General features: G+C 61.6%; 18 protein-coding genes. 8 read left to right on the forward strand and 10 right to left on the reverse strand.

Translation table 11 applies throughout. The annotated features are described in order from the left end of the window. Positions 1–39: 39 nt before the first annotated feature. Positions 40–477, reverse strand: coding sequence for a universal stress protein (locus J7S20_RS09370; RefSeq protein WP_284053964.1), 438 nt, complete (start codon positions 475–477; stop codon positions 40–42). Positions 478–700: 223 nt separating this feature from the next. Here J7S20_RS09370 and J7S20_RS09375 point away from each other — a divergent pair, with 223 nt between their 5' ends. Further along, positions 701–2,053 carry an MBL fold metallo-hydrolase gene (locus tag J7S20_RS09375; protein ID WP_284053965.1) on the forward strand — a complete coding sequence of 451 codons (1,353 nt, stop codon included), beginning with the start codon at positions 701–703 and terminating at the stop codon, positions 2,051–2,053. A 71-nt stretch (positions 2,054–2,124) separates the two neighbouring features. On the opposite strand, the gene J7S20_RS09380 is transcribed toward J7S20_RS09375, so the two are convergent. The 4 genes from J7S20_RS09380 to J7S20_RS09395 form a co-directional block, all read right to left on the reverse strand. Next, a complete protein-coding gene (locus J7S20_RS09380) occupies positions 2,125–2,424 on the reverse strand; it encodes a hypothetical protein (RefSeq protein ID WP_284053966.1) in 300 nt (99 codons plus the stop codon). Positions 2,425–2,576: 152 nt separating this feature from the next. Then, positions 2,577–2,834, reverse strand: a complete 258-nt coding sequence (locus J7S20_RS09385; RefSeq protein ID WP_284054054.1) for an amino acid permease — start codon at positions 2,832–2,834, stop codon at positions 2,577–2,579. A 65-nt stretch (positions 2,835–2,899) separates the two neighbouring features. Continuing rightward, positions 2,900–5,215 carry a copper-transporting P-type ATPase gene (locus tag J7S20_RS09390; RefSeq protein ID WP_284053967.1) on the reverse strand — a complete coding sequence of 772 codons (2,316 nt, stop codon included), beginning with the start codon at positions 5,213–5,215 and terminating at the stop codon, positions 2,900–2,902. Beyond that, positions 5,212–5,505 (reverse strand): SHOCT domain-containing protein, encoded by a 294-nt coding sequence (locus J7S20_RS09395; protein ID WP_284053968.1) that lies wholly within the window; start codon positions 5,503–5,505, stop codon positions 5,212–5,214. The genes J7S20_RS09390 and J7S20_RS09395 overlap by 4 nt, the downstream gene beginning before the upstream one ends. Positions 5,506–5,682: 177 nt before the next feature. On the opposite strand from J7S20_RS09395, the gene J7S20_RS09400 reads away from it, so the two are divergent. Continuing rightward, positions 5,683–5,946, forward strand: coding sequence for a hypothetical protein (locus J7S20_RS09400; RefSeq protein ID WP_284053969.1), 264 nt, complete (start codon positions 5,683–5,685; stop codon positions 5,944–5,946). Positions 5,947–6,150: 204 nt separating this feature from the next. Here J7S20_RS09400 and J7S20_RS09405 read toward each other — a convergent pair whose 3' ends face one another. Continuing rightward, on the reverse strand, positions 6,151–6,474 hold the full coding sequence (locus tag J7S20_RS09405) for a PadR family transcriptional regulator (protein ID WP_284053970.1): 324 nt from the start codon (positions 6,472–6,474) through the stop codon (positions 6,151–6,153). 135 nt (positions 6,475–6,609) lie between these two features. On the opposite strand from J7S20_RS09405, the gene J7S20_RS09410 reads away from it, so the two are divergent. The 6 genes from J7S20_RS09410 (at position 6,610) to J7S20_RS09435 (ending at position 15,577) form a co-directional block, all read left to right on the forward strand. Then, positions 6,610–7,374, forward strand: coding sequence for a hemerythrin domain-containing protein (locus J7S20_RS09410; protein ID WP_284053971.1), 765 nt, complete (start codon positions 6,610–6,612; stop codon positions 7,372–7,374). A 92-nt stretch (positions 7,375–7,466) separates the two neighbouring features. After that, complete coding sequence (locus J7S20_RS09415) at positions 7,467–8,609, forward strand: acyltransferase family protein (RefSeq protein ID WP_284053972.1); 1,143 nt, start codon at positions 7,467–7,469, stop codon at positions 8,607–8,609. A 589-nt stretch (positions 8,610–9,198) separates the two neighbouring features. Then, complete coding sequence (locus J7S20_RS09420; RefSeq protein ID WP_284053973.1) at positions 9,199–9,846, forward strand: RNA polymerase sigma factor; 648 nt, start codon at positions 9,199–9,201, stop codon at positions 9,844–9,846. Next, on the forward strand, positions 9,846–10,796 hold the full coding sequence (locus J7S20_RS09425; protein WP_284053974.1) for a FecR family protein: 951 nt from the start codon (positions 9,846–9,848) through the stop codon (positions 10,794–10,796). The genes J7S20_RS09420 and J7S20_RS09425 overlap by 1 nt, the downstream gene beginning before the upstream one ends. Before the next feature lie 87 nt (positions 10,797–10,883). Continuing rightward, on the forward strand, positions 10,884–13,445 hold the full coding sequence (locus J7S20_RS09430) for a TonB-dependent receptor domain-containing protein (protein WP_284053975.1): 2,562 nt from the start codon (positions 10,884–10,886) through the stop codon (positions 13,443–13,445). Next, positions 13,439–15,577 carry an Atxe2 family lasso peptide isopeptidase gene (locus J7S20_RS09435; protein WP_284053976.1) on the forward strand — a complete coding sequence of 713 codons (2,139 nt, stop codon included), beginning with the start codon at positions 13,439–13,441 and terminating at the stop codon, positions 15,575–15,577. Before J7S20_RS09430 ends, J7S20_RS09435 begins: the two co-directional genes overlap by 7 nt. Here J7S20_RS09435 and J7S20_RS09440 read toward each other — a convergent pair. From J7S20_RS09440 to J7S20_RS09455, 4 genes are all read right to left on the reverse strand, one after another. Beyond that, positions 15,560–17,212, reverse strand: coding sequence for an asparagine synthase-related protein (locus J7S20_RS09440; RefSeq protein ID WP_284053977.1), 1,653 nt, complete (start codon positions 17,210–17,212; stop codon positions 15,560–15,562). The two genes, J7S20_RS09435 and J7S20_RS09440, sit on opposite strands and share 18 nt — an antisense overlap. Positions 17,213–17,310: 98 nt before the next feature. Continuing rightward, positions 17,311–17,970, reverse strand: a complete 660-nt coding sequence (locus J7S20_RS09445) for a lasso peptide biosynthesis B2 protein (RefSeq protein WP_284053978.1) — start codon at positions 17,968–17,970, stop codon at positions 17,311–17,313. Positions 17,971–18,021: 51 nt separating this feature from the next. After that, positions 18,022–18,141 (reverse strand): benenodin family lasso peptide, encoded by a 120-nt coding sequence (locus tag J7S20_RS09450; RefSeq protein ID WP_284053979.1) that lies wholly within the window; start codon positions 18,139–18,141, stop codon positions 18,022–18,024. Positions 18,142–18,259: 118 nt separating this feature from the next. After that, the gene (locus J7S20_RS09455) at positions 18,260–20,599 is read right to left on the reverse strand and encodes a S8 family peptidase (RefSeq protein ID WP_284053980.1); all 2,340 of its coding nucleotides are present in this window, start codon (positions 20,597–20,599) and stop codon (positions 18,260–18,262) included. Between the last annotated feature and the right edge of the window lie 2 nt (positions 20,600–20,601).

Genomic DNA, 20,601 nt, shown 5'->3' on the forward strand with positions numbered 1-20,601 from the left:
CCGCCTCGACAGACAGTAGTTATACCTGCCCGATGGCTCTTAACCGTTGGGCACGATGGTCACCGGGATGGGGGAGTGATGGATCAGTTGGTTTCCCGCGCTGCCTAGCAGCAGGTTGGAGAATCCACCGCGGCCGCGATTGCCCACCACGATCAGGGTCGCTCCTTCCTCCTGGGCCACGTCGATGATGACCTTCGCCGGGCGACCGCTGACGAGCCGCGTGACAAATTTTACGCCAATGTCGCGCAGTGGTTCACACCATTGTCCATCCAGCTTGTCTTGAGTCGCTGCGCGCAGGTTCTGCAACTCGTTGTCTGATATTACAACATAGCCGCCGGGAATGGTGGTGGGGTCGGTCTCGAAAGCATGCACCAGCACTATGTCGCTGCCCATTCGCGAAGCGATTTCTCCCGCCCATCGCACAGCCGCAAGAGCCGGTTTAGATCCATCCGAGCCAACGACGATTTTCTCGAACATTTGCTGCCTTTCAGTTCTTTGCTTCGTTACGTCAGATCATCTGTCAATCCGCGCAACGCTATTTCCGACCAGCCTCGCCGCAAAATCAGTAACTTCCCCAAGGGTGTGCGGCAGCAGCCACCACGCGGGACAAAACCGGCGGAGCGCGTCTCGGACCCGGAATACCAGACTCTGGGAACGCCCCTTCGAGTGTCACGTTGGCGTCGCGCAATCTGGAGGAACCATGCTAATCGAGAAGATCAAGACGCCCGGTCTTTCGCACCTGTCCTATCTGGTCGGCTCCGGAGGAGAGGCAGCGGTTATAGATCCTCGACGCGACTGCGAGATTTATGTGGATAAGGCTCGCGCCGCCGGGCTGGAAATCACCCATATTTTTGAGACGCACCGGAACGAAGATCTGGTTTCGGGCGCGCCAGCAGTTGCGTCCATGACAGGCGCCAAGGTTCTGCATGGACCAAATTCCGACGGCGACGTCGTGTATGCAGACACTGCGCGCGAAGACGACTGCTTCGCGATCGGCCAGCTTGAAATTCGCGTCCTCGAAACGCCTGGCCACACCGACGACCATCTGGCCTTTGCGTTATTCGACAGCGCCTATCCCGAAAAAGCAGTGGGCGTGTTCACTGGCGATGCTCTGTTTGTCGGCGATGTCGGACGGACGGACTTTTATCCCGACCGCAAGGAAGAAGTGGCCGGCCGCCTTTATGATTCCTTGCAAAAGATACTTGCGCTCGGCGATCAAGCGATCGTCTATCCGGCGCACGGCGCCGGATCGGTCTGCGGGTCGGGCATGGCAGAGCGTGAGTTCTCGACGCTAGGCCATGAACGCCTAAATAACCCCCGGTTGCAAATATCAGATCGTGCCGCGTTCATTCGTGCCAAGATTGAGGAAAATCATTATCAGCCGCCCTATTTTCGGCTGATGGAGCGCCTGAACCTGGAGGGCGGTAAACCTGCACCGAGGGTGATGCGACCATCCACGGTCGCGCTGGCACAATTGCGCAAACTCGATGTCGACCATGTCGTCGATGTGCGTGAACCGATGGCATTTGCATCAGGCCACTTTCCCGGCGCGATCAGCTTGCCAGTAGGAATGATCTCGGCCTTTGCCGGCTGGTTCATCGGCGAAGGCGACAGCATCGCCCTGGTGGCCTCAGACCAAAGCCAGCTTGCGAGCGCGATGGAACATCTCGTCCGCATTGCTCTCGACAACGTCGCCGGGGGTTATGTCGGCGTGGTGCCGGCTGCGGCGCAGGGCGAAAGGATGCGCTCCATTCCCATGATCGATACGCAAGAGGTCGCGCGGCGGCTCGACGAGGATGGGTCGGACTGGACTCTGCTCGATGTGCGCGATGCCGACGAGCGCGCCTCGGCTGCGATCGACAAATCACAGCATATCTATGTCGGCCACCTCAACGAACGCTGGGCCGAACTGGACAGACAGCGGCGCTATACCCTGATGTGCGCCAGCGGCATGCGGGCCACGGTGGCAGCGGGCTGGCTCGACAGCAAAGGATTTGAGCGAGTTGACATCTATCTGGGTTCGATGGGTGCCTGGAAGGCAGGTAAGCGCTAAGCTAGCTTTGGAGCCAGTTCCCGCCGACAACGCAGCGGTCCGAAGACCGCGGCACCGTCGGCTCCATCTGATCATTTCTTTCGGTTACGCATCATTTCGGCGCGCAGGTCGGCCATTTCCTTGCGTAGTTGCACCATCTGCTGCTGCATGGCCTGGCAATTCTGCATTGTATCACCGGACATCATCGAGCCCTGCTGCATCATATGCCCCTGCATGCTGCCCTTGCCCATCTGTCCAGACATGCCCTTCATCGGCATTTGCGATGTCTGCGTCGATGTGGCCGGGTCATCCTGCTGTGCATGAGCGGGAATGGCAGTCCCGGCTGTCGCAACAACCAGGGCACCGGCGAGCGCAATCAATGACTTCGACATGGTTCCGTCTCCTTTCGTCGGTGTCCTAAGCGGTCACCCTGCACAACGTCTCTACGTAGCGTTCCGGAGGCACTGTGCTTCGCGTCTGCGGATCGGCGAGAGGAAATCCGACCGATGTCCGGAAAGCACAACGCATTTCCGCTGTACCACCTTCAGCGACGACTATAGGCCAGGAATGCCCATTCCGGTCCATATGCCTTTTGCAGTGTCATCGCGATGCCGCCCGACGAAGGCCATGCATCGGATACCTTGATATAGCTGTAGGCGACCAGCGCCGTAACGACAGCACCTGCTATGAAAGACAGGGGGAAGAGCGGTCCGGCGAGTTCGGCTATCTGTCCGGTTAGCGCGAAAATTCCGGCGCCGATCATTACACCGGCCCCCATGGCGACCGCACCGGTCAGGGTGATCGACTCAGTCCCTTCGTCGACATGCTTCCAGTCGGAACGCGAGGTTGGCGCCTCGTCCTGCTCGTTCACAGGCGAACTGTCCGAAGTCGCAATGCGTTGAGCACGACCGAGATCGACGACGCGCTCATCGCGAAGGCGGCGAACATCGGGCTAATCAGAATGCCGAGGAACGGGAAGAGGATACCCGCCGCGACCGGCACGCCGGCTGCGTTGTAGATCAGCGCGAAGAACAGGTTTTGTCGGATGTTGCCCATCGTTGCCCGGGCAAGTCGGCGTGCGCGCACAATACCGTCGAGGTTGCCGCGCACCAGCGTGATTCCCGCGCTCTCGATCGCCACGTCGGCCCCGGTGCCCATCGCGACGCCAACATCGGCCTGGGCAAGCGCAGGCGCGTCGTTGACGCCGTCGCCCGCCATCGCAACCTTGCGGCCCTGTTCCTGAAGCTCGCGGATGATCCGCGCCTTGTCCTCGGGCAGCACGCCCGCGCGGATCTCGTCGATGCCGAGCCGGGCAGCGACCGCCCTTGCGGTGCGTTCATTGTCGCCCGTCGCCATGATGATGCGCAGCCCGAGTTTGTGGAGCGCCTTCAGCGCGGCGGGCGTGGTTTCCTTGACCGGGTCGGCGACGGCCACCAGCCCCGCGACCTTGCGGTCAAGGACGACGAACATCACCGTCTCGCCCTCGTCGCGGCGTTCGTCCGCCTTTGCGCCGAGCGCGACGGCATCGAGCCCGAGATCGGCGAGCAGCGCGACATTGCCGAGCGCGACCGGCCTGCCACCGACCATGCCCATCACGCCCTTGCCGGTGACGGCTTCGAACTCGTCGGCCTGCTCAGTCGCGATACCGCGATCGTCGGCGCCGCGCACGATCGCTTCCGCCAGCGGATGTTCCGATCCGAGTTCGAGCGACGCCGCCAGCCGCAGCACCTCCGCCTCGTCGTGCCCCGGCTGCGGCAACACGGCGACGAGCCGTGGTTTTCCCTCGGTCAGCGTGCCGGTCTTGTCGACGATCAACGTGTCGATCGTTTCGAACCGTTCGAGCGCCTCGGCATTCTTGATCAGCACGCCCGCCTGTGCGCCGCGCCCGGTAGCGGTCATGATCGACATCGGCGTGGCGAGCCCGAGCGCGCACGGACAGGCGATAATCAGCACAGACACCGCCGCGATGAGCGCGTAGGACAGCGCTGGTGACGGTCCCCCGATCGCCCAGGCGAAAAAGGCGATCACGGCAACACCGATAACCGCAGGAACGAAGAACCCCGCTACCTTGTCGGCATATTTCTGAATCGGCGCGCGCGAACGCTGCGCGGCAGCGACCATCTCGACGATCTGCGCCAGCATCGTGTCCGAACCCACTCGCGTCGCGGTCATCACCAGGCTACCGGTGCCGTTGATCGTCGCGCCGGTCAAACGATCGCCAGCCACTTTCTCCACCGGAACCGGCTCGCCGCTAATCATGCTTTCATCGACCGAGGAGCGTCCCTCGACCACCGTGCCGTCAACCGGCACCTTGTCGCCAGGACGCACGCGCAGCCTGTCGCCGACCGCAACATCTTCAAGCGGGATTTCCGCCTCGCTGCCGTCCTCGCGAATGATGCGCGCCGTCTTCGCCGCAAGGTCGAGCAGCGCGCGGATCGCCTTGCCCGTACCCTCGCGTGCGCGCAGTTCCATGATTTGCCCGAGCAACACCAGCGTGACGATGACCGCCCCCGCTTCGAAATAGACCGCGACATGGCCTTCGGCATCGCGAAAGCCGGAGGGAAAAATGCCCGGCGCAATGACGGCGACGACGCTGAACAGCCACGCTGCCATCGTCCCCATCGCGATCAGCGAGAACATGTTTAAGTTGCGTGAGCGGAAAGAGTTCCAGCCACGCACGAGGAACGGCCAACCGCACCACAGCACTACCGGCGTGCCCAGCACGAACTCCACCCATAGCGCGGTTCGCTCGCCGGTCGCAGCGCGGATGCCGCCCAGCCCGACGAAACCGCCCATCGCCAGAATGAGCAGCGGCACTGTGAGCGCTGACCCGATCCAGAAACGGCGGGTGAAATCGATCAGTTCGGGATTGGGGCCCTGCTCCGCCATGCTCGCCGATTCGAGCTCCAGCCCCATACCGCACAGCGGACACGAGCCCGGCTCGGGCTGCCGCACCTCAGGGTGCATCGGGCAGGTATAGACCGGTCCGTGATAGCTAGGCGGGACGTGATCATATTTACCCGTGGCAGCACCGTGCGACTGGTGGGCGTCAGGGCCATCGCAATGGGTGTGAGGATCGGTCGCCGCCTCACCCTCCGCGACGAGATGCATTCCGCATTTCGGGCAGTCGCCGGGTGCATTCTCGCTAATTTCGGGATGCATCGGACAGGTGTAAACGGTCATTCGACCTCCTGCTGATTCTTGCGCTCAATATCTGGCACAGCCCCCGTCAGATCGTATTTCGTCTGCAGATATTCTTCGCGGCCGATCTCGCCGCGCGCATAGCGCCGGTCGAGTAGTTCGAGCGCGCTAGGCTCGCGACCACTTTCCTCTAGGTCTTGATCGCGCCGTGATGCGCGAAGCATCCAGGTTGCGCCGATCACCAGCGCAGCCAACAATATCAACCAGAAGACGCCGTGCAGGATCATCCAGCCCGCCGAATATCCGTCGTCGAAATAGCCATAGTGATGCATTGCCCTTCTCCGTTGCGATACCCCAACGCCTCGCGGCCTGGGGGCGGCGCGTCTCCCGCTTTACGATACGTTTCGCACCCGCTTACCGCTCGGCGTTTTATGAGGGGTAGTTGGGGTTCATGCGTAGACGAAACACGCTCAAAACAGGAATTGGACGTGTCGGATCAGGAAAGTCGATTGAACAAGGCACTGGTTTCGCTTGGCGTTGCCGAGCAGCACGACCTTCCCGAGGAATTTATGGACGGTGTTTGGCTGCGCGCTGGGGAAATAGCCGCCGGAGCCGATGGGCGGCGGCGAATCACGCTGTTAGCAATCTTCATGGTGGGTCTCGGCGCAGGATACGGAACAATCGAAGCGACGGACCATGATGAGCCCCAAGCTTATCAACTTGTGGCGGGGGCGGATCTCTCGCCAGCCAACCTGCTTCATGTCCTTTCATGAAACTATCAACCTTTCATATACTCGTCGCGATCCTGCTGGCGGTGGTCGCAGGATGCCTCGGCGCGGTCGCCGCCAGCCAATCGGGTGCCCATGACCGCGATGATTCTGGTTCTAGAAATTACGTAAGCAAATCCACCGCGTGGTCATATCCAGTCCGCTGATGCGCTGCGACAGCGGCGTCATCCTTCCGGAGAAGCATCTTTGCTATGGGGAGCGTTCACGACCAGTTCCTTCGACCAATTCCCCAAACAGCTCGCGTGCCTGACGATGCGCCAAGGCCAATCCTTCACGACCGAGCTCCGTGGCGCGGTAGTAACGGCGAGCCGTGCTGCCATTGCGCTCCTCGTAGCTGGCCAGATAGCCCTTTTTCTCGAGAGTATGCAGCATCGGATAGAGGGTTCCGGGGCTTAGTCGGTATCCGTGATGTGCGAGCTCCTCGATGATCCAAGCGCCATAGATCGGCTCGTCAGCGGCATGGAGCAGGATATGCAGCCGTATAAAGCCGGAAAGAAGTTCGCGATGTTTCATCGTGTGCCTCAGGTATCGACTCCGCCCTGATTGATAGCTATCGATATTCGATATCGGAAGCCGATATAAGTTTTTCATTCCCCGTCGCGACCGCTTGCTGAATCCACGCGACAACGTCAATGCGAGGAGGTGCCGATGCCCGCTACGAAAAGCCAGCCCGAGCTGGACGCGGTCGAGACGGATCGCCGCCGCGCGCTCGGTGTGGTCGCTAGCGTGAGCCTGGCTGCCTCGGCCTTGGTCCTGCCCGGTTGTTCGCGAGCGTCCGATGGCAATGGGGCTGAAACCGACGCAGGCAAAAGCGAGGTTACGGCCAATGAGGACCTGATGCGCGAACACGGCGTACTGCGCCGTATCCTTATAGTGTATTCGGAAGTGGCGCCCATATTGGCACGCGATCCCGGCAGCGTCGACGCCGGTGCCATCACGACCGCCGCGAGGCTCTTTCGCGATTTCGGCGAGCACTACCATGAGCAAATTCTCGAGGAGCAGCATATTTTTCCGCTCGTGCGGAAAGCTGGCGGCAACGGCGCCGCGCTGATCGACACGCTACTCGCCCAGCATGAGCGCGGACGCGCAATCACCGATTATATTCTTGACCGGACAAAGTTGGGCCATATCGCGACTGGCGACGGTGAGGCGTTAGCGAAAGCGATGCGCGGCTTTACCCGCATGTATCAGGCGCATGCTGCTCGTGAAGATACAGTGGTGTTCCCCGCATTCAAATCGTCGATCGGTCGGCGTGCCTATTCCGAACTCGGCGAGCAGTTTGAGGAGATCGAGCACAAGCAGTTCGGCGGCGATGGCTTCGACATCGCGCTCGACAAGATCGCCGAGGTCGAGGCTGCGTTGGGGCTACAAGATCTAGCCGACTTTACAGCGCCAGCACCATCCGCCGGATGAACATCTCCTGGGGTTGTCCGTGCCGAATGAACAGATCGGCTTCTCAACGTGCGTGATGCGACGATCAGCGAACCTTGGCGGGACCTGGCGTGATGTCGAATGAACGCCGTTATCTCGCCACCCACAATGCGCTGCGCGGCTTCGCGGCGCTCGCGGTATTCGCCTATCATTTGCAACTCGACCCGCTCCACCCCCTACCGCTCGGATCGTTCGCTCCGCTGATAGACCGCGGCTATCTCTGGGTCGACTTCTTCTTCCTGCTCAGCGGCTACGTGCTTTCGATGTGTTATTTTGATCGCCTTGCGGACGGTGGGCTGACGGCGGCGGCGACGTTCCTGCGTGCTAGGATCGCTCGCATCGTGCCGATGCATCTTGCCGCGCTCACGCTGCTGGTGGCACTCGTCTTTATGCTGCGGTCGAACCAGTCAGCTCTCGGGGGCGCACGTTTCTGGGCGTTTATCAACGCGCCACGCTTGGACTACCTAGCGCTTCAAACGGTGTTGTTGCAGGTCTGGAATTACCGCGCGGCGGTGAGCTGGAACGTTCCGTCTTGGTCGATCAGTGCCGAAATGCACATCTATTTGTTGCTTCCGGCTCTTGCATGGACAGCGGCGCGACGTCCGCGGCTCGCACCTTGGGGGATGCTCGCTGCATCGACGCTCATCTATGCCTATATCCTTGCAGAACGTCCCCGCCTCGACATCCTCGATCCGCTGGCGATCCTGCGCTGCCTCGCCGGATTTCTGCTTGGTGCTGCGATTCAGCGCTGGCGGGGCTTCTATCTCGGAACGACTGAACGCCGCGCGACGCTGACGCAACTAACTGCTCTGGCGGGATTGGTCGCGGTGCTGCTCGGCTCACGCCAAGACGTCCTTTCAATCCCTTTCTTTGCGCTTCTGCTCGCGGCGACCGCCGACGATCGCGGCATACTGGCGATCATTTTCTCAGCGCGCGCATGGCAAGCACTCGGCCGTATCTCCTATTCGATTTATCTTCTCAATTTTCCGCTCCTATTGGCCGGCGACGCAGCATGGATGGTCGTGTACCCGACGGCGACCACGCCAGGATTGGTTCGCGTCGCAGGCGACGCCATATTCGCGGGCGCGCTTATTGCGCTAGCACAACTGACGTTTTGGGCGATCGAAACACCGGCGCGACGCATGCTGCGATCAGCACCGTCCGCTGCAGAACTATCGCCAAGCGAAAGACTCGCAGCCGTTGATCCTGCCCCCTGAGCTGTCGATATGATGCCTGCTTTCAGTCAACGACGCGACACATCCTAATCTCCGACTTAAGAGCCCTCTGCTGACGTGCTAGCTCGCTCCGCGGATCGTCTGCTATCCCAATCTGCGCTCCTGAAACCAGACTTACCGGTCAGTCCAACTTTGCTGCCGTTCTAGCGGCGAGCGGTTGATGAGCGCTGTTGGTCTTTGAGTAGTCCCGGAACGACTGAGATTGGGGCACATTCCTACCGCAAGCCTAACCCAGTTGTTCATGGATAAGCGCCAAATCCCTGCAAGCGAAGGAGCGCAAAAAGGGCCAACTTTCTAAAGTCGAAGTCAAATCGATCGGATTTCCGTCATGCTGCGTTAGCTGGAATCACTTCGGGTTGCGATTTTGTCCTGCATAGCTAAGCTGGTCGGGCGTCGTGAACACGGCGCCGAGGCGTGAGAACCTCGCTTGGGGATCGGACCCGCCACTTATCCGGCCGGGTGGCCGATGCGTATGTCCAAGCCATGCGGCTAAAGGCATCGGCGCATGTCTCAAGCATGTTCTCAACACCCGGCTTTTGCCGGCCTCGCCTCGAAGAATGAAGCGGGGTCGATGGGTGATGACGTATTTCGACAAACCAGATTTTTGCAATGTGCGTCGGCGCTGGCCGGAACCATGCCATTGAGCGCCCCCAAATTGGCGGCATTTTTCGACCCGCGTCTCGCGGAGGATGACCCGCTGCCGCCGGAAAGGCCCCCAGCCCCGCCGACCATAGAATTCGAAGCGCTCTATCGCGGGCACGCGCCCCGATTGCTTCGCTTCTTTTCGCGACGCACGAATGATAGCGATGCCGCGGATCTCGTGCAGGAAAGTTTTGCGCGGCTGGTCCGAGTAGAGCAATCGTCGCAAACGCGTATCGAAAGCCCGGCTGCCTATCTCTCAAGAATCGCGAAGAACCTGCTTCGCGACCAGAAAAAATCGGCAATCCATCGCGCAGATGCCATGCGAACGGAATATGATGACGCGCTTCATGCTGGGATCGACCCCAACCCGCAGCTAAACCATCGAGACGCGCTCGCCCGAGTGGATGCGGCAGTCAAACGCTTGAACCGCCGCACGCGCGAGATATTCCTGCTACATCGCGTGGAAGGCCTCACCTATGCGGAGATCGCCACCGAGATGAATATGAGCGTGAAGGGCGTGAAGAAACAGATGGCGAAAGCATTGTTCCAGCTCCGCCGTGACGTCGGACCGATCTGATGCCGCGCTGGTGGTTGTGGGGGCGCAACGCGCGGATCGCGCGCGACGCTGCCTACTGGCATACCGAAATGCTCGAAGCGCCTTCGGCGGAGACACAGGCGAATTTCGAAGCCTGGCGAACAGCCGACCCGGCGCACGAGCGGGCATATCGGGAAGTCGAGCCTTTTTCAGCGCTGGGGAGTAGACTGGCGAGCCCGGTCCGCCGAGCGCCACGTGCTTCGACGTTTACAAAACCGGCGTTCGGCGTGGTTATCGTAGCACTCTGTCTTGTGGGCGGGTTCTTACTGTTCATCGGTCGCGGCGCATCGCCAGCCTATGCTGAAGTGTCGAATTACGGCCGCGCGGTGCGGACGGTCAGGCTCGCCGACGGGACGATTGTCGCGCTCGATAGGAACACATCGCTATCCATCTTGATCACGCAAGGCTCGCGGCGGATACGGTTTCAATCCGGGCGTGCCCGATTCGATGTCGCCAACGATCCGGCCACTCCTTTCGTGGTCGAGTTGCGCGGTGGAACGGTTCGCTCAACTGGCAGCGAATTCGACCTTGTGGCGGACGCAGACGGAATGCGGGTGATAGCGCTACGCGGAACCGCGAGCCTGTCCAGCTCCGATGCGCCCCAAGCAAGCGATATCGGCTTGGTTGCAGGTCAAGCCATGCGGTTTCACGACGGCAGGCTGGCACCGATTTCAATTTCTCGCGACGAGCGTCTTTGGCCGGCGAGTAGAATGGCATTCGATGACACGCCGCTTGCCGATGTCGTTGCGGCCGCGAACAAGATCAGCGCGCCGCCGATCCGCTTTGCATCTGCCGAAATCGGCCGACTTCGCGTCACGGCGGTTCTCGACCTGCGCGACACGCGGGCACTCGCGCGCAAACTTTCCGCTACCTTCGGCCTGAAAGTCAGCGCCACACCCGACGCCATACGATTGTCGCGCGTCCCTTCATAAATTTTCGTATCGAGGGGGGCCATCACTCGATCAACCTCGTCAATCCTCCCGAAGGCACCGCGATGGTGCCATAGGGGGAGAAGACGAGTGCAGTACAAATGGATGGGCGCAACCGCGGCAATGTGCGTCATGGCGACGCCTCAGACCGCAATCGGCCAGACCAAAAACGCGCGCGCCTATAACATTCCGGAGCAGGATCTTTCAGCGGCGCTCAAGGCGTTCGCGGCAACATCGGGCCGCGAAATCGTCGCCGCGAGCGACGATGTTGCGAACAAGCGCAGCGCTGCCGTGGTCGGAACCTTCACGCCCCAACAGGCGGTCGCCAAGTTGTTGATTGGCACAGGGATGTCGTTTCGTATCGTCGACGGGGCGTTCGTGATCCGTCCGGCAGCCACATCAAATGCCGGCGACGAAGACGCCGATGCCGCGGACATTGTGGTTACCGGCAGCCGAATTCGGGGAGCGCCAATACCCTCGCCCGTCATCACCATCGATCAGGCGCAAATTCGTAATGCTGGCCAAGCCACGCTCGGCGATGTCGTCCGCAATATTCCCCAGAGTTTCGGAGGCGGTCAAAATCCCGGTATCGGCTTTAATGTTCCTGCCATCAACGGCGTCGATGTAGGCGGCGGATCGTCGATCAATTTGCGCGGGCTCGGAAGCGACGCGACCCTGACGCTTCTGAATGGACACAGGATATCGTATAGTGGCTCACGCCAAAGCGTCGATGTCTCGACCATTCCCGTGGGGGCTGTCGAAAGAATAGAAATCGTCGCGGACGGTGCCTCGGCGCTCTATGGATCGGATGCCGTGGGGGGCGTCGCCAACATCATTTTGAAGCGCGACATGAACGGGCTCGAGACCCGCGCGCGCCTCGCCACGTCGACGCAGGGCGGGGACTTTCAACAACAATATGATGTGATCGGTGGACACCGGTGGCGAACGGGCGGCTTGATTGCGGCCTATGAATTCAACCGGAATACGGCGGTCGAGGCATGGCAGCGATCCTATGCGGCGACGCGATCGCCGGGCCTCACCCTGTTTCCGTCACTGCGTAATCACAACGCCGTCGTCAGTGGTCACCAACAGCTGACCAGCGCGCTCAAGTTCTCAATCGACGCGCTCTTCAACGATCGGCGGAGCGCGATCACCTATGCTCAAAATCCAGCAGGCGATCTGTCGGTCAGCGGTGCTCACCAGGTTACGAAGACACGGGCCTATGCGATCGCCCCCACCCTTTCGGTTGCCGTCGGAGATGCCTGGAATCTTGCCCTGTCAGGAAGTTACGCGGGAGACCGAACCAACTATCGCATTGACGGATTTTCTGCGGGGAGTTCCACGCTGCTCGGTGCGGGTTGCTATTGCAACGGCGCGCAATCGGTCGAACTTGCCGGTGACGGGCCATTGTTCAACTTGCCCGCCGGCCCCGCCAAGGTCGCTTTGGGGATCGGGTATCGCAACGTCAGTCTAAGAAACGACCGCGGCGCAGGCAGTCCGCTCAATTTCGAGCGCTCGCAATCGAATCGCTATGCTTATGGCGAGCTCAGCATACCGGTTGTCGGCCCGGCGATGGCGATCCCGGCCGTATATCGGCTCAACCTGAGCGCGGCGCTCCGTTACGAGCGTTATCAAGAGACCGGCTCGGTCGCGACGCCGAAATTCGGTCTGGTATATGCGCCGACGTCGAGCCTCGATCTCAAGGCCAGTTGGGGAAAGTCGTTTCGCGCACCGACATTGCTACAACGCTACCAGCCGCCAGCGCTCACGCTCCTCAACGCTGCGGTCTTCGGCGAGCCTAATCCGCCGCCGGGATCATCGGCACTCTATATTCAGGGGGGCAATGCCGCGCTCTCGCCGGAACGCGCGACCAGTTGGTCGGTCACCGGCAGTTTTCATCCCCCGGCCATTCCCGGCCTGACCGCCGAAATCAGCTATTTCGACACCCGCTATATCAATCGTATCGTCACGCCGATCGGCTTCATCACCCAAGCGCTCAGCAACCCCGTCTATGCAGCGCAAGTGACGCGATCGCCGTCTCAGCAGATGTTGGACTCAATCCTGGCGAGCGGCGCATCGTTCGTAAACGCCACTGGCGCGCCGTACGATCCTGCCAACGTCATTGGCTTCATCGATAACAGCAATGTCAATGCGGGGCGGCAATGGGTGCACGGCGTCGACATGCTCGCGAGCTATCACGGCAAAATAGGCCGGGATACGATCGCCCTGAATGCCAATGCGAGCTATTTGACCAGCCACCGGCAGATCAACGCAAGCCAACCCGATCTGCCGCTCGCCGGCATCCTGTTCAATCCGCCGCATTGGCGCGGGCGTGCCAGCGCAACCTGGAGCCGTGACGATTTTTCGCTGACCGCGATCGCCAACTATTCCGGCGCGCTCAGGGACACGCGGTATTCACCCGCTGCCGAGCTTCCGTCGCAGTTTCGCTTCGATTTCACTGCGCGCTATCACACCGGAGATTCAAGCCCGTACTGGCTTCGTGGAATCGACATCACCCTGGGCGTCGAGAACGCATTCGATGTCGATCCGCCGACGATCTTCACAACGACGGTGACCGATACGCCCTATGATTCGACGAATTATTCTCCGCTCGGTCGGGTTATCAGCCTTGCGGTCAGCAAATCATGGTGAGGGTGCAGCCACGCGCGGCGACCGGCTATGTCAGGCTGCTCTTTCTTCTAATGTCGATCGTTGCCGCGCAACCCGCCTGGAGCAGATGTACGGACTGGACGCCGTTCGCAAAACGACCCGCTGTCACCCGACCGATTGCCGCGTCCGACTTGCTCGGGATCGTCGGTATCGGCCGGCCCGATTCGGAACCGATCGGCGGCCCAAGCCCATTGGCGATTTCGCCTGATGGCGAAACCGCGGCGTTCCTCGCCGCGCGCGCCGACACCGCGACCAATCGCTATTGCCAGGCGCTGGTTCTGATCGATCTGCAACATTCGGGTTCGCCACGAATTGTCGATCGCGGCGGCGACTTCATCATGACCGAGGTTGTGGCGCGCGGCCTCTACATTCCAAACGGCTTTCCTCGACAGATCGTGCCTGTCTGGTCGCCCGACGGGCGGTCGATCGCCTATCTGCGCCGGGCGCATGGAGCAACGCATATCCGGCTTGTCTCGGTCGCGACGGGCAAAGCCCGTGACATAGTCAGTCAAGCTACCGATATCGCATCGTTCGCCTGGATGCCGGGCGGCAAGCGCATCGGATTTGCCTCCGAAGCCAGGCGCCACATGATGGAGAGGCAGATCAACGCCGCCAGTCGCAAGGGCTGGCTGTACGATGAACGGGTGACACCCAATACCAGTTGGCGCCCGCAACCCAAGGCGCCGGTGGCCAATAGCTACAAGGTTGTCACACTGGCCTCGGGGCGCGTCACCGACGCGACGGATCAGGAGGTCCGCTTGGTACGCGCGAATGCGGGCCGCGCTGCCAATTCAGAAAAGGCTCGTGCTGGCGAAGCGTCGGCATCGACCGAACCAACCGCCCCCTCGCCACTCTCCGCCAGACGATTGCGCGTCACGGACCGACACGGAAGGGAGATCCGCTGCGATCAACCAGCCTGCACCGGCACCTTTGCGGGGATGTGGTGGAACGGCGGCGGGACGACGCTGATTTTCCTCAAACGCGAAGGTTGGGACCATCGCTATACCGCGCTGTATCGCTGGTCGCCGGCAACCGGCGCTCCCCAGCGGACGCTGCGAACCGATGACGTTCTCGAGCGATGTCAGCTGCATCGGCGGAAGTTGCTGTGTCTGCACGAAACCGCCACCCATCCGGCCGATATCGTCCAAATCGACCCCGAAACCGGGGGGATCGAGACGCTGTTCGATCCCAATCCGGGCTTCGACCGCCTCGAACTGGGCCATGTGGAACGGTTGACATGGCGTAATGCATTGGGCCTCGAGGTTTACGGCGATCTCGCATTGCCCCCCGGCTATCGAGGCGATAAGCCGCTGCCGACAATCGTCACGCTCTATCATTCGCGCGGGTTTCTGCGTGGCGGGACCGGCAATGAATATCCCGTTTTTCTCTTTGCGCAGCGCGGGTTCGCGGTCCTCAGCATCGAACGCCCCGCCATATTCGCCGAGCGCTTTCCCGAGCTGACCACATTCGACGCCATCAACGCCGCAGACCTTGAGAAATGGAGCGAGCGGCGCAGCATCCAGTCCGCCATCGCTGCTGGAATCGAACGTCTCATTGCACGCGGAATCGCCGATCCGCGCCGTCTTGGTATTACCGGGCTCAGCGACGGCGCGTCCGCGGCGCGCTTCGCGCTCATCAATTCCGATCTGTTCGCCGCCGCCTCGATCAGCAGCTGCTGCGTCGATGAATCGAGTCCCGCGCTCGCGGGACCCGCCTGGGCCGAGTATAGTCGCAAGATCGGCTATCCGCCGGCATATCCGGTCGATGACGAATTCTGGCGTCCCTATTCCTTCGTACGCAACGCACGAAGGATGGACACGCCGCTCCTGTTGCAGCTTGCCGATAGCGAGTCGCTCTATGCGCTGCCCACGATCACGGCGCTGCGCCAATATCATCAGCCCATCGAGATGCGCGTCTTCCCGGATGAGTTTCACATCAAGTGGCAACCGGCGCATCGCGCCGCGATCTACCAGACCAATCTCGACTGGTTCGACTTCTGGTTGAACGACAAGATCGATCCCGCGCCCGAAAAAGCAGATGAATATCGGCGGTGGCGAAGGCTGCGCGTCGAACGCCAACAAAATGGCTCGACGCGATCAAACCGAGGTCCATGATCGAAGCCAGGCTTCGACGTCGGCGAAGTGCATGAGGCGGGCATAGCCATGACCGCGCGTCGGTCCCTTCTCATCGAGAATGGCAGCGATCGCGTTCCCGTCGATAATTCCGTGCGCGGCCAGCAACCCGTGGCCCAGCAGCTTGGCGATCACGTCCCGGTTGCGCTCGAAAATTTCGATGACGAAACTGTCCATTGCGCCCTTTGACCGACGCCATGCGATCGATTTCGGGAGACGGTCGTCAAATGCATGTCGCGCCACCGCACGGTTGTGGCCGCGGTCGAACCAGTGCCAGCTCGGGATCGCGACACAGGCCTCTACAATCGGCTGCGCGATCAGTGGCGCAACCGATGGCACAGCCGCGCGGGAGTCGGGACTTTCCACTAGGCTTTGCGCTGCGGCAATCAGACCGATATGCGCGGCCGATCCCGGCATGGCGCCGGGCGGCGGTCGAAGCCAGGGGTGATCGAGCGTCGGGGAGGCGGCGGCGATAGCGGAGGGCGAGAGCAACGAACGGTCACCCGCGATCCGATACGCCGGATCGCGGCGTAAACGTCGCATCGCCTGCCAGAAGACACGCCCCACACTCGCTTGCGTCAGCATGGCGATGTCGCCCGCCACCTTCCAGCTGCCGTAGAGATCGCCACCGGCTAGAAGGCGGTCGGTCAGCGGCGCGGCCGATTGCACCGAGCAGAAGACATTGTCGCCTCCCCCGCCATGAACGATCGCCTGCGCTCCGGTTTCGCGAGCGGCGACGTGCGCGGCGGTTTGGGTAGCCTGCGCAAAACTGCGCGCGCTGGGTCGGGGAAGTCCCGCCGCGGCGGATTTGAATAGATCGATTTCGACCGGTTCACGCAGAACCGACCTGAGCGACATGCCCAGATGGGATGTCAGCGCTTCGGCGTAATGGCGTTCGTCCCCGCCCCGGTCGCGGGTCACCATGGTCAGCGCGCTCGCCGTCTGGTTCATGTCGGCGACACAGGCGGCCACGATCGACGAGTCCAGACCGCCTGAAACCAGCCCCAACACCCTGTCGAATTGGGCAAGACGCGCGGTCACGGCACTTTGGATCGTGCTTGCCAGCAGCTCGGCGGCGTCCCGTGAATCGACGCGCAACGGCTCGGCAGCGACAGCCCCCCATGGCGACCAGATATCGTCCACCGTCCAGGCGCCGCGGTGCCAGCGCCCCCGGCTTCCGCCCGAAAGCTCGTACAGTCCGGCGAGGCATGTACGCGGACGGCGCAGATCGGGTGCGACGAGATGTTCGGCGACACCGACCCAGTCGATCGACGGGCGGTATCCAGCGATGCGAACCAGTAACTCGACATCGGAAGCAATCACCAGCCCATGCTGTGATTGCCAGACATAGACCGGAAGATCTCCGAGCGGCGCGCGCAAGACCGTGAAACCACCGTCCTCGTCTGACAGAATAGCAAGATAGGCCCCCCAATATTCATCAACCAAGCGCGTCCCACCCGTCGCGATGATCGCACGGTTCTCCGCCAGTTCGAGCGATCGAACCGGCGCGCAATCATCACGTCGAAAGACTTCGCCCACGACAATGTTCTCACCGCCAAGACCAAGGCCGGGTGAGGCGGCCATGAGATGCAGACCGGGATGATCGACAATCGTCATCAGGCCGAAACCAGTCGCTATTGAGGCATCGAGCCGATCTTTCCAGTCGGCATCAGCGCCGGGTTCGCAAGGCAGAAAGGCGAGATATCGTGGACGAATCATATCAGGAGGATCGGGGTGAAGGGTATCACCGTGTCGAGCTCGTCGCTCAGCAGCAGGTCGCCATGCTGGATCCAGGCATGTGCCTGAAAGGGCCGCAATCTGACTCCCATTACCAGGTCAACATCGAGATTGTTCGCGATCGCCTTGCGCGTCATCGCGATTGAGATGGCAAGACACTGGTTCAACGATCCGGTGATCAGCGCCGCACGCCTGAAGGCTTCCGCGAGCATGGCCGCATTTTCGTTTTCATCGGTACGAAGCCGCTCGGCTTTGGCAGCTCGCAACGCCCCGATCAGACGGCAGAGGGAGCGATATCGCAGATCGATCCTTGCCCTGACGAGCGAAACCGAAGCGTCGACAACGTGCTGCAGACCGATATTGGCGGTACCTTCAAAGGCCGAACGGACAGGCGATATTGTTGGCGTGAAACGTGACGGCACGCCCGGCCCGTCGGTTTCGACGAGAAGTCGCTGACGGACCAGACTCGTCAATCCACCGCAGTCGTCATCCGACAGCGGTTCCCCTGCGACCAGGCGGGCAAAGGACCGTTCCATATCCGTACCCAGGCAGAAATAGCGATCGGCCGCTAGATCCAGAAAGACGAAGCGACCGCCGGCATCGCAAAAGCTGATATCCGGAGCGAGTTGTAAACCCATGGCGCGCAACCCGAAAAAGAGCGCGCGGAAACAGTCCGCGCGCTCATTCGGTCAGTCATCGGCAAGACCGGTCGGAATCAGGCCGAGAAATTCGTCCCCGACCTGCGCGCCCGGACCCTGCGTCTCGATGCTCGCTGCACCCAGATCGATGACATCGTCTTCGCGTTCCATGATACACTCCTTCATCAAATCGCTGCGAACATGCAGCTCCGGAAGTGTAGGAAGCGCGTGCGGCTATCTGAACTTTATACGGATTCTATTTGGATTTTGTAGAATCCGCAGCGATTGCCTAGACGCGAACCCGGACGCGCTGGCGCAGCCGTTCGTAGAGCGGAATTTCCGCTTCGTGCGCGATCTCGACCGTTACCGCGAAGGCCTGCTGTCCGACGTCCCCCGCCCAGCCGCTCGCGCAGCGAACGACGAGATAATAATTGTCGCCATATTGGCTGACGTCGCGCTGAAATGTAACGGTCGCGGTCTGCAGGCTCGATTTCTCCCGCACGGTCGAACTCGGATCGAGCTTGCAGTTGAAGCGCGGTTCCATTTCCGGAAACGGACCGTCGTCGGGCGCGCGCTGCCGAAAATGGTCGAATATCTTGTCCGTGTCGCAGCCCCGGATCAGCCGGAAACCCATCGACACCCCATTATAATCACGTCGGCTGTGCCGCACCGGGGGATCATATGCGAGGCTGACGCGAACATGGCGTCGGCCGCGGCGGGTCTGGAACGGCTCGGGGATCGGTATCTGATAGACCGCGAAATGATCGACCGGAAGTTCATCCTCGGCATAGAGCACGACGCGGCTGTCGTCCGAATAAGCTGCACGCTCGGCATCGACCCGTCCATGGCCACACAGCGCGCGTGCCGCCGGGTCGCCGAGCAAATTGACCCGCGCGGTCGCTTCTTGGGGGATGCTCGCGCCGCCCGCCAGAAGCGCTCGAACGAGGTTCGCGGACGCGTCGGGGAAACGCGCCAGGATTTGACTTGCCTTCAACGCGACGAGCGGCGCGGCATGCGATGTGCCCGAGCGCGCGGCAAAGAGCCGGTCGACCGGCTGGTAGTGAAGCGAAACCACACCGGCCTCTGGACGAACCTCGCCGCCGCGAAGCGCCGCTGTCGGCCCGTCATAAAGAAGCGTCCCGCCGATATCGACGAAATCGGGCTTGATCGCCCCGCGTGCGCCTGGTCCGATGCGGGTGAAGGGCGACGGCTCCATCGCGCCGGTGATCGGACGGATCCCGACATTGTCCGCCGCCCGAGGACCTAGGCCGTCGCCATGGGCGAGCGAGCCGACGGTGACGATATTCATTCCGCCGGCCGGCTCGCACAGGCGATTGGCGTTCTCGAGCAGATAGCGCGGATAGTCGGTGACCGCTTCCTCGACGCGCAGGCCGCCCCTGGGCTGTCGGTTGCCCGCCGCGACGACGATGACGATATCGAGTTCGCGGACCAGTTCGTCTAGCGTCTGCGCCCAGGGGCCCACCTTGCCGTTTTCGATGAGTTTTTTCCGGTCGCCGAGCGAGACGACGAAGATCCGGCAGCCATAATCGTCGTGCAGACGGCCGATCGCTTCGCGCATCAGTTTCGGCGTCACGCGGCTGTTCGGAAACTTGCCGTCATGATCGACGACTTTCGCCGAACAAAGCCGCGCATGACGGGCGAGCGTGCCCGCCCCAAGTTGCCCGCGCAGGTCTCCGAAGGTCGCGATGCCGCCGACAAACGTGCCGTGACCATAATCGTCGGCGGTGCCGAGCGCATCGGGAACGCCGATCGCGCCGGCGATAATGTCCTCGATCAGCGGATGATCGTTGACGCCGCTGTCGATGATGCCGATGAGCGGAGCGTCGGCATCGAGCGCGCCGAGTTCCGGCAGATCGCCAAGCGCGAGGTCGACGAGTTCGCCCGTCGCGAGATCTGGTTCGGGTGGGAAATCGAGATCGGCGATTTCCTCGATCGTCAGCAACGAGCGCACCACCGTTCCGTCGCAGCGCAACCGCACCATCGTGATGCTCGGACCGATATGCCGGTCCAGCTCTTCGGCGCCGAGCGCTTCGGCATAGCGCGCCACATCGTCGGTCTTGCGTTCGCGCACCTCGCGGCGGCCGAGATCCCATAATTCGATATCGACGATATAGCTCTCGCCAACCTGAAAATCCTCGACCTCGACCAGCCCTGCCTCGCGGGCGCGCATGCCGATCCGGTCGCGCGGCGACACCTCCGAAAAGCTATCGATATTGGCGATGAACGATGCGTAAGCGGGATTTTGCCGACCCGGTTGCACGCCGCGACCATAGGCTTCGAGCTTGGTGCGAAACTCGTCCAGCTCGTCCGATGACGCGAACAGCACCATCGTGCGATCCTCGTCGCTCGACAGCACGGTCAGTCCGACCTTGTTCCATTCGTCTTCGAGCAGCGCGGCGTTCATCTCGACACGCAAAATCAGCGAGGGATCGACCGCGTCCGGACGCCGCCGCCGCTGCTGCGCGGCAATCGCCCCGTCGAGTTCATCGCCGAGGCGCCGGCTATGACCGCCAGCGTTCCGGGCAGGGGGTGGGCCGCCGCCACCGGTCTTGCGGCGCGGCAGTCGCTCCGGCAGCCGTACAAGCTGAAGATGATCGTATCGTGCCACCC

This window comes from Stakelama marina, assembly GCF_018122655.1.
GTDB classification, from domain to species: domain Bacteria; phylum Pseudomonadota; class Alphaproteobacteria; order Sphingomonadales; family Sphingomonadaceae; genus Sphingomonas; species Sphingomonas marina.